9 protein-coding genes are annotated in these 10,619 nt (G+C 35.0%); 6 read left to right on the top strand and 3 right to left on the bottom strand.

What is annotated here, in order from left to right:
• Window positions 1-914, bottom strand: a 914-nt coding sequence (locus tag ACTND6_RS09805) for a transposase zinc-binding domain-containing protein (RefSeq protein WP_441023912.1), incomplete at its 3' end; no start/stop codon positions are given.
• A gap of 105 nt (window positions 915-1,019) precedes the next feature.
• Here ACTND6_RS09805 and ispD point away from each other — a divergent pair.
• The 6 genes from ispD to ACTND6_RS09775 all read left to right on the top strand — a co-directional run bounded on the left by ispD (window position 1,020) and on the right by ACTND6_RS09775 (window position 7,882).
• On the top strand, window positions 1,020-1,664 hold the full coding sequence (gene ispD / locus ACTND6_RS09800) for a 2-C-methyl-D-erythritol 4-phosphate cytidylyltransferase (protein ID WP_441023911.1): 645 nt from the start codon (window positions 1,020-1,022) through the stop codon (window positions 1,662-1,664).
• Between the two features lie 65 nt (window positions 1,665-1,729).
• Window positions 1,730-2,878 (top strand): DEAD/DEAH box helicase, encoded by a 1,149-nt coding sequence (locus tag ACTND6_RS09795; protein ID WP_441023910.1) that lies wholly within the window; start codon window positions 1,730-1,732, stop codon window positions 2,876-2,878.
• A complete protein-coding gene (locus tag ACTND6_RS09790) occupies window positions 2,866-3,468 on the top strand; it encodes a ComF family protein (RefSeq protein ID WP_441023909.1) in 603 nt (200 codons plus the stop codon). Before ACTND6_RS09795 ends, ACTND6_RS09790 begins: the two co-directional genes overlap by 13 nt.
• A gap of 73 nt (window positions 3,469-3,541) precedes the next feature.
• Window positions 3,542-5,905 (top strand): preprotein translocase subunit SecA, encoded by a 2,364-nt coding sequence (gene secA, locus ACTND6_RS09785; protein WP_441023908.1) that lies wholly within the window; start codon window positions 3,542-3,544, stop codon window positions 5,903-5,905.
• Entirely contained in the window at window positions 5,905-7,020 is a 1,116-nt protein-coding gene (prfB, locus tag ACTND6_RS09780) for a peptide chain release factor 2 (RefSeq protein ID WP_441023906.1), read from the top strand. Before secA ends, prfB begins: the two co-directional genes overlap by 1 nt.
• Entirely contained in the window at window positions 7,013-7,882 is an 870-nt protein-coding gene (locus ACTND6_RS09775) for an RluA family pseudouridine synthase (protein ID WP_441023905.1), read from the top strand. Before prfB ends, ACTND6_RS09775 begins: the two co-directional genes overlap by 8 nt.
• Window positions 7,883-7,914: 32 nt before the next feature.
• Here the strand turns inward: ACTND6_RS09775 and ACTND6_RS09770 are convergent, their stop codons facing one another.
• Window positions 7,915-9,222: an alpha-amylase family glycosyl hydrolase gene (locus tag ACTND6_RS09770; RefSeq protein WP_441023904.1), complete on the bottom strand. Its 1,308-nt coding sequence runs from the start codon at window positions 9,220-9,222 to the stop codon at window positions 7,915-7,917.
• 3 nt (window positions 9,223-9,225) lie between these two features.
• A complete protein-coding gene (locus ACTND6_RS09765) occupies window positions 9,226-10,032 on the bottom strand; it encodes an NAD(+) diphosphatase (RefSeq protein ID WP_441023903.1) in 807 nt (268 codons plus the stop codon).
• Window positions 10,033-10,619 lie beyond the last annotated feature (587 nt).

Raw genomic sequence — 10,619 nt, 5'->3', positions numbered from 1 at the left:
TAGCGCATCATGTAATTGACACAGCCTTTGATGTTTTCTGTATGGGTGGTATCAGAATCTTCAGATGATCTGTCAGATTTGGCATAGACGTAGAACCCTTTATCATAGCTTCTGTATGCCTTGTTTTTACATCTGTCAAATTCTGCTTTGTAGAATTGAGAAAGCAGTCTTGTTATTTCATACTGCCAGGTCTTGCGCAGACTTGTGAAGTTGAAATAATTGAATCTCCTGCAGGAATCAGTAGAAGGAGTGTAGATCAGTTCAGGAACAAGACAGTGAATGTGAGGATTCCACTGAAGGCTTCTTCCGAAAGTATGGAGAGTGGCAATCATACCGAATCTGTTGGAATCTTTGAAATTGCGGTACAGGTAGTAATTGTCCTTGTCGTTTCTGACTCTGCCGGTTTTGCCGCGTTTCCTTTTTTCAGATTTGAAGATGTTTTCATTAGTGATCTTCACGATGGTATTGCGGGCGGCAACAAAAAGAAGATCCAGGGCATTTCTGTTTTTTCTGAAGAAGAAGCGGTACTGTTCAGGAATGGTAAAGACAATATGTCTGTGCCTGACATCAAGGCACATGGATTCAGATTTGACGGCAAGCTGTTTTTGATATTTGGTGCCGCAGGAGGTGCAGAGTCTGGAATGACAGTGATGGTAGATGATATTGAAATTGCCACAGGAAGGGCATTCGAACATGTCATAGCCGAGATATTCAGTTTTACAGAGAAGAGTATTCTGTACGTTGTCCAGGACAGTATCGCGAAGCTTTCCGATGTCGTAGAGATGCTGGATCCAGTCAAGGTTGTCCCAGAGAATCTCCTTGAGACGAGGCTTGTCAGGATTGTAATTCAATTTATCACAGTCATCATAGTTTCCTAAAAAGAAATCCTTTGCATGGATAGCAGAATCAATCATAAAAACATTGTAACAAAAAAGAACAGACTGTCGAATCTGTTCTATGTTAGACAAGCAGTTGCGTCAGCAACTTTTTTTATGTTTTAATGGAATGGGGTGATGAATATGAAATATAGTGCTTTGATTTGTGCTGCAGGCAGTGGTACAAGAATGAAACTTGGCTATAATAAGGTTTATGCAAAATTAAATGACGGACAAATGATCATAGATAAAACAATAAATGTTTTTCTAAATGATATAGATTGTGAAGAAATTATTGTTGTAAGTGATCCAGATGTATTTTTAGAAATGCATAATGGTGTGATAGATCAAAGAATAACCCTTGTACAGGGAGGCAGCACACGTCAAGAATCAGTTTATCATGGATTAGTTAAAGTAAAAAATTCATATGTAATGATTCATGATGGAGCAAGACCATTTTTGAATCAAGATCTTTTAGACAGTATTAAAAATACATTGACAACAGAAGATGCTTGTTTATTGATGGTTCCTTGTAAAGATACAATCAAAAAAGTTATTGATGGATATGTAGAAACAACATATGATCGCAGTACATTGATGGCCGCACAAACACCACAGGCATTTAAAACAGATTTGATTCTATCTTGTACAAAAAAAGCCATGGAAGAAAACTATACTGGTACAGATGATGCATCATTAGTTGAAAAATATAGTGATGTTAAAGTGAAAGCTGTGGAAGGCAGTTACGCTAATATTAAAATCACAACAATTGAAGACTTAAAAGGATGATGAAAATCATTCTTTTTTTTTGGAACTTATAAAAAACATGTGAATAGTAATAGTAGGAGGCTGTTATGAAATGTAAACGATGTTTGAATGAAGATCCAGAATGGTTTTATTTGGGGAGTAAAGGCTGGTATTGTCGAAAATGCATCTCTTTTGGAAGAATTTTGATTGAAGAAGATTTAGAAGCAGAGCATGCATTAGAAATTCAAGATAGTGCTGAAGAGTATACTTTAAAATATCCTTTAACAAAACAACAGGTGAAAATAGCAGCAGAAGTTATAAGAAATATTGAAACAACAGATGTACTTGTAAAAGCTGTGTGTGGTGCAGGAAAAACAGAAATTGTGGTTCCAGTGATTTCTGAATATCTTTCAAAAAAGAAAAAAGTGTGTTTTACAATTCCTAGAAGGCAAGTTGTATTGGAAGTTGCTGAAAGATTACAGTCATATTTTAAAAATGCTAAAGTTGTTGCGGTTTGTGGTGGACACACACAAGTGCTGGATGGAGATTTGATTATATGTACAGCACATCAGTTATATCGCTATTATCAACGTTTTGATTTGTTAATATTAGATGAAAGTGATGCATTTCCGTATCATGGCAATGAATTACTTCATTCTATAGCTCTTACAAGTTGCAGAGGAAATATAGTGTACTTAACAGCTACACCAGATAAAGAATTGATCAAAAGACGTGAAGAAGGCAGTTTACTATGTCTTGAATTGAATGTTCGACCACATGGGAAACCAATGCCTGTTCCAAAAAGTTTTGTATTACCAGAATTAATTTGTATTTTCGTTATGCTTTACTGGCTGAAATGCCATGATAATCATCCACGAATCGTGTTTGTTTCAACAATAAAGAAAGCTTTGTGGATTGGAAAATTAATTTGTTTATTTATGCCTGCATATGTTTGCACTTCAAAAACTGAAAATCGCGATGAAGTGATAGAAAAATTCAGAGTTGAAGGAAATGGAATTATGATATCCACAACTGTTTTAGAAAGAGGTGTGACATTTCCGCATACTGATGTTTGTGTTTTAGATGCCAATAGCGGTGTATTTGATGAAGCAAGTCTGATCCAGATGGCTGGAAGAGCAGGAAGAGACTTTCAAGATCCAACAGGGAATGTTTTATTCCTGTGCAATGAAATGAGTGAAGTAGTAAAAAAATGTATTTCATCAATAAGGAAGGCTAATGAATCATGTATTGTTTGATGTGTGGAAAATTAATAGAAGAAGGAAACTGGAAAGATGTGTTATTTTCAGAAGATCCCATATGTCAAGAATGCAGGCGGCAATGGAATAAAAAGAAGATTCATTTTCGTTTAGATGGTGTGAATGTAAATGCAGATTATGTATACAACGCTGCATTTTCAAGTGCTTTGATTCAGTTTAAAGAGTGCGGGGATGAAGCATTAAAAGATGTTTTTCTATATGAAGTGAAAAAGAAAATACAAAGAAAATATAAAGGATACACAATTTGTTTTATGCCAAGTGCTTTAGAAAAACAAAAACTAAGAGGATTTAATCATCTAGAAGAAATGTATTCCTGTTTACATATGCCGATGATAGATCCGTTTATGAAAACATCATCAAAGTCTCAAAAACAACTTCCAGGATATCTTAGAAGAAACATGGTACATGAAATAGCATTGAAGAGTGGAATAGTATTGCCTAAGAAATGTTTGCTTGTAGATGATACAATCACAACAGGATCAACATTAAAAGGCGCTTTACATTGTCTGAATCAACAAGTGAAGGATATCGAAATCTATTGTGTAAGCGCAAATGAAACATGGATATAAGTGTACATTGCTATTTTAAAGACTTGACGATATAATTATTTAGCTATTTTATACGTAAAAAACGGAGGTATTTATGGCAAATTTCTTATCAAAGATTTTTAACGAGGACGCTCGTAAGATTAAACAAATTGAAAAAAGAATCCAACCAGTATTGGATAAAGAAGAAGAATATAAAAATAAATCCGATGAAGAATTAAAGGCAATGACACCTGCACTCAAAGAAAGACTTGCCAATGGAGAAACATTAGATGATATCTATGTAGATGCATTTGCTACAGCACGTGAAGCAGCTAGAAGAGTCATTGGTGAATTCCCTTATCCTGTTCAGCTGATGGGTGCTACTGTTATGCAAGGTGGCGATATTGCTGAAATGAAAACAGGTGAAGGTAAAACACTAACATCTGTTATGGCTGTATATTTGAATGCACTTGAAGGAAAAGGAGTTCATGTTGTTACAGTTAATGAATATCTTTCAGAACGTGATGCCAACTGGATGGGACAAATTTATCGTTTCTTAGGACTTACAGTTGGTGTTAACTTGAGACAATTGACAAAATTCCAGAAGAAGCAGGCATATGCATGTGATATTACATATACAACAAACTCTGAACTTGGATTTGACTACTTAAGAGACAACATGGTTACAAACATCAATGACCGCGTTCTTAGAGGTTTGAATTTTGCATTGGTCGATGAAGTCGACTCTATCTTGATTGATGAATCAAGAACACCATTAATTATTTCTGGCGGACAGAAGCAAACTGCAAACCTTTATTTACAGGCAGATCGTTTTGCTAAGAAGTTAAATAAAGAAGAAGATTATGAAATTGATGCAAGAAGCAAGACAGTTACATTAACTGAAACTGGTGTTTCTAAAGCTGAGAGAATCTTTAAAGTAGAAAACTTATATGACATCTCTCATACACAGTTATTGCATCATATTAACCAGGCATTGAAGGCAAACTTCATTATGATCAGAGATATTGACTATGTCGTTGATGACGAAAATGATGAAATCGTTATTGTCGATCCAAACACTGGTCGTTTAATGAAGGGTAGACAGTGGTCTGATGGTTTACACCAGGCAGTAGAAGCTAAAGAAGGTATTTCTATCAAACAGGAAACAACAACACTAGCTACAATTACTTATCAGAACTTCTTCCGTCTATATAACAAGCTTTCTGGTATGACAGGTACAGCAAAAACTGAAGAAGAAGAATTCCTTGAAATTTATAACATGTATGTTTATGAAATTCCAACAAACCGTCCAGTTGCTCGTATTGATTATCCAGATGCTGTTTATGGAACAAAGAAAGCTAAGTTTAAAGCTCTTGTTGATGAAGTTGTTGAAAAACACGCTACAGGTCAGCCAATTCTTGTTGGTACAATTGCAGTTGAAACTTCTGAATTAATTTCTAAATATCTAACTGAAAGAAAGATTCCTCACAACGTGTTGAATGCAAAGAACCATGCACGTGAAGCTGAAATTATTTCACATGCTGGTCAGAAGGGTGCAGTTACAATTGCAACAAACATGGCTGGTCGTGGTACGGATATTAAGCTTGGTGAAGGTGTTAGAGAACTTGGAGGATTATGTGTATTAGGTTCTGAAAGACATGAATCTAGACGTATTGATAACCAGTTAAGAGGTCGTGCAGGTAGACAAGGTGACCCTGGTATGAGCAGATTCTTCGTTTCTGTTCAAGATGATCTGATGATTCGTTTCGGTTCTGAAAGAATGGAAGGTATCTTTGCTTCTTTAGGTGATGAAGCTGTAGAATCTAAGACAATTACAAAGGCTATTTCATCTGCACAAAGAAGAGTTGAAGGTGTTAACTACGATGCTCGTAAACAATTGCTTCAATATGATGATGTCATGAGACAACAAAGAGAAACAATGTATGAACAAAGAGATTTCATCCTTGAAAATGATGATGTTCATGAAGTTGTTCAGCAGATGTTTAAGAGAGTTATTTCTGATAGAGTTTCTGCTTGTACAAATTTTGATACAAAGAGTCAGGATGTTGATGCAGAAGCATTGATCAAGGGATTGAATGAAATTGGATTTAAGGATCTTGTCAATGTTGAAGAACTTTCTGGTAAAAACCGTGAAGATATTTCTTCCTATGTATATGAAAAGGCATGGGAATATTATGAACAGAAAGTTGAACCAGTCAAAGATAAGATCAGAAGTGTTGAAAAAGAAGTTAGCTTAAGAACAATTGACCGTGCATGGAGCAACCACATTGATACAATGGATAAGCTAAGAAATGGTATTGGACTAAGAGGTTATGCACAATCTAATCCTTTACAGGCTTATGTTCAGGAAGGCTATCAGTTATTTGAAGATATGATGGCAACAATTTCTCAGGAAATTGTAACCTTCTGTATGAATGTACGCGTTGTTCCAGTAAATGAAGCCAACAAGGAGGCCTAATGGAACTTTATGAAATGAAGCAATCTCTTTCTAAGAATCAGAATAAATTGAAATCTATGGGTATTTCATTGGATCTTGATTCTAAGAGAAAGCAGATTGAAGAGAATAATCAGAAGATGCAGGAAGCAGATTTCTGGAATGATCAGAAAGCTGCACAGAAACTAATCAAAAATAACAATCAAATGAAGCAGCTTGTTGATAGTTATGATGAATTGACAGGGATTTTATCTGATTTAAATGATTCTGTGAATGAATTAAGTTCAACATTTGATGAAGATATGAATGAACTTGTACAAGAAGAATTTCTGGAAGCATCAAAAAAGTTTGAAGAATTTGAAATTCAGGTATTGTTGTCTGGACCATATGATAACCATAATGCAATTCTTGAAATTCATCCAGGTGCTGGTGGAACAGAAGCTATGGACTGGGCTGGAATGCTCTATCGTATGTACATGAGATATTGTGAGCGTAGAGGATTCAAGATTACACTTCTTGACTATCAGGAAGGTGAAGAAGCTGGTTTGAAATCTTGTTCTGTACAGATTGAAGGACCAATGGCATATGGATATTTAAAAGCTGAAAATGGAGTACATCGCTTAGTTCGTATTTCTCCATTTGACTCAAATGCTAGAAGACATACATCTTTCGCATCTGTTGAAATCGTTCCTCAGTTTGAAGATGATATGGATATTGAAATCGATGAAAAAGATCTTGATGTGATTACAATGCGTTCTTCCGGTGCAGGTGGTCAGCATATTAATAAAACAGACTCTGCAGTACGTATGACACATAAGCCAACTGGCATTACAGTATTCTGTCAGACACAGCGTTCTCAATTACAGAATAGAGAAGCATGTTTGAATCAGTTGAAAAGTAAGTTACTTCAGTTGAAGATTCGTGAACAGGAAGAAAGAATGGCTTCTATTAAGGGTGAAGTAAAAGCAAATGAATGGGGCTCACAGATTCGTTCCTATGTATTTGCTCCTTATACGATGGTAAAAGATCTTAGAACTGGATATGAAGTAGGAAATATTCAATCTGTTATGGATGGTGATCTCGATGGATTTGTTGATTCTTACTTGAGAAGCCAGATTACAAGTGATTCCAATGAATAAGACAATTGAAGTTACAATTGAACAAACAGAAGACAGCCTTGCTTTAAAGGCTGTTTTAAGTAAAAGTGTTGGTTTAAGTAGAAGAGAAATTTCTAGATTGAAGTTTACAAACGGAATTCTATTAAACGGAGAAAATTGCAGAATTACTGAAATTGTTCATACAGGAGATATTGTTACTTTAACATTTACAGAAAAAGATCTTCCACATGTTATTCGCATGACAGGCAAACCAGAAATCTTATACGAAGATGAAGATCTTGTAATTGTGAATAAACCTGCAGGAATGGTTTGTCATCCATCTCATGAGCATCTGGATGATGATATGGGAACCGTTTTGCAGAACTATTATGGCAGTCATTTTACTGTACGTGCAATCGGTAGATTGGATAAAGATGTATCTGGTCTGATGGTGTATGCAAAAAATCAGCCAGCGGCATCTAGATTGAGTGCCCAAAGAAGTAAAGAAGAATTGCATAAGGTATATCATGCAATTGTTGAAGGTATCTTAGAAAAAAAGAAGGGTACACTAGTATACTCTTTGATTCGCCAAGAAGGAACAAAGCAAAGACTGATTTCAAAAGATGGTCAAAAATGTATTACACATTATAAAGTCTTAAAAGAATTTGATACATATTCCTTTGTGGAAATCTCTATTGAGACAGGTAGAACACATCAAATTAGAGCAGGAATGGCAAATGCAGGTCATCCTTTGTGTGGGGATGTACTGTATGGTGGAAGTACAGATCTGATTTCTAGACCTGCTTTACATTGTGCAGTATTAGATTTAAAGCAGCCATTCAAAAATACACCAATTCATATTGAGCTTGAAGAAGCTGAAGATATGAAGAAATTATTGAAATAGACAGGCGCTCCAATTTTGGAGCGCCTTTTTACTTACCATTTTGTATAAATGATCTGGAATGATTTTCTTTCAAGATCTAGGGAACCTGTGAACTTGATTTCATGATCAGTGAATAGATCAATACCACTTTCACATCCTGCATCAAAATAAACAGTCGCAGGATCATTGTCGATATTCATACAGAAAATGAGCTGACCATTTTCATCACATCGTTTAAATACAATCTGTTTATTTTGAATGTATAGCTGTGTATAATCACCGTATGTAAATGTTGAAATCGAAGTATGGAATGTATTGAGCTTCTGAATTGTATCTGTTAATGCATTCCATTCAGCTTTTTCAAAACATGGTCTAAGATCATCGTCGGAATTATTTGTTTTCTTTCCTTCACAGCCCCATTCACTTCCATAATAGATGCAAGGAATGCCAGGCATTGCTTCCATTAATGCATAAATCAGTGGAAGGTCTTCTTTGCCTTCTAGAATGGAAGCAATACGATCAACATCATGGTTATCTACAAAGCTTAATAAATGCTTTCCCGTATATAAACACCATGGATCTTTACCAAACTGTCGGTTCAATGAATATCCAATTTCAAACAGGTTTTTACTGTTAAATGAAGAGTAGAGACCCTTTCTGCATTCATAGTTTGTTACGGAATCTAACAAATGATCATTCATAATGGCGTTATAATCACCACCAATCATTTCTCCAAGAAAGAAGAAATCGGGATGTGAAGCACGTACATGATCACAGAGCTCGTGCATGAAATTACGATCTACCATATACGCTACATCTAAACGTAATCCACTGATATGAAACTGTTCAATCCATGTATCAACACACTGAATCAAATAGTTTCTAACATCAGGATTATACATGTTTAATTTCACAAGTTCCTGATGACCTTCCCATCCTTCATACCAGAAGCCATCTTCATGATTTGTATCATCGAAATTGATATGAAACCAGTCTTTATATGGGGAATTCCATTTCTTTTCAATGACATCCTGGAAGTATGGAAAACCTCTTCCGACATGGTTGAATACACCATCTAAGATGATTGAAATGCCATTATTGTTAAGTTCGGTACATACTTTTTGAAAATCTTCGTTCGTTCCTAAACGACAATCAATTTTTGTATAGTCTCTTGTATCATATCCATGACGATCACTTTCAAATGCAGGATTGAATAAGATTGAAGTGATTCCTGCTTTTTTGAAATGTGGGATCCAGTCAATCACTTTTAAAATGCGATGGGATAAAATACCATCATTTTCTTTTGGTGCTCCACAGAAACCAAGCGGATAGATTTGATAAACAACTTGATTGAAATCCATAAATTATAATTCTCCTTCTAAATACTTGTGGATCATTTCAGAAGTAATACTTGCATCATCTTTTGGATCTACATATGTATCGTTGCGAGTTACCCATTGTGCAATCTTTAATTCATGATCTTCTAGTGTGATCTTTTGATTCCCATGCGCTTTTGCAACATATGTAAAAATCAAAGAAGAGGAGAATCCCCATGGCTGATCTTTGTAGAATGTTAAATCAGTGATATCTAATCCTGTTTCTTCTTTTGCTTCACGAATTGCGGCTTCTTCACTTGTTTCACCAATTTCAATGAATCCCGCAACAAGTGCAAATTTGGAATATGATGCATGTGCATACTTTGTAACAAGTAATTCATCTTGATCGTTTTTGATGGCAACGATGACTACGGGATTGATTCTTGGATAAACAAGCTTGCCACAATTTGGACAACGCATTGCACGTTCTTTTGTATCTTCGATCATTTTTGAAGCACATCTTCCGCAAAAAACATTATTACGATACCAGTCATACAAGTGCCAGCCTGTGATTGCCGCAAATGCATATTCTTTTGGCTGATAAGAACGCATTGTCTGTATATCCAGAGATATTGGATGCATGAACATGAGATCACATAGATAAAAGTTAGTATCATCAATTTTAAATAGATAACGATACTGTATATCTTGAGAAATATCTTCATAGTGAAAGAATGACATACCGTTTTTTAGAAGAATATTTCTTCCATCATATGATAAAAGAATATCTCCTTTTTTTGGAAGTTCTGGTTCGTAGTGATTATAGAAATGATGTGGTTGAATCGTTTGATACATAATACTGTCTTATTTGACCCTCAATAATATAATTATACAGAAAAAAATCTTTAAATTATAGACTATTCTTATAGAAAATATGATCTATATTATAAGTACAAACAAGAAGGACTTCTAAAAAGAAAAAGGAGGAATTCATATGAAGGAGATCCTACTCGAATATTAAGTAAGTTCTTCTAGATGTAATGCAGGAACATCCAGAAGAACAACAATCATTAGAACCATTGATTTTCACAAATAATGGAAGATCAAAAAAAGAACTGTAACAGAAAATAGAAAGTAGAAAAGTCTGCATAAGAGTTAGACCAATGGACAGTCTAAACTGAAAAACTGAATAGATTTCTGATTCAGGAAAACTCCTGATGACAATTAGATTACAGTATCTAAAGAAAAGCTTTTGATAGCTGAAGAAAAAGAAAATAATAAGAGAAAATGCTACTTGCCACATAATAAGGTGAGTAGCTTTTTTAATTTATCGCTCTTTTTAAAGAATTAGTTGATAGTCCACAAAAACGGACAGAGAAAACAGAAGAAGTGAGTATGATTTACCTGTAAAGTTGAGCTTCCTGTAACATGTAAATGAGGAA

The sequence above is a fragment of the Bulleidia sp. HCP3S3_C9 genome (genome assembly GCF_052064035.1).
Taxonomy (GTDB): domain Bacteria; phylum Bacillota_I; class Bacilli_A; order Erysipelotrichales; family Erysipelotrichaceae; genus Bulleidia.
Note: the sequence above shows the minus strand (reverse complement) of the source record. Positions and strands in the feature narration are given on the sequence as shown.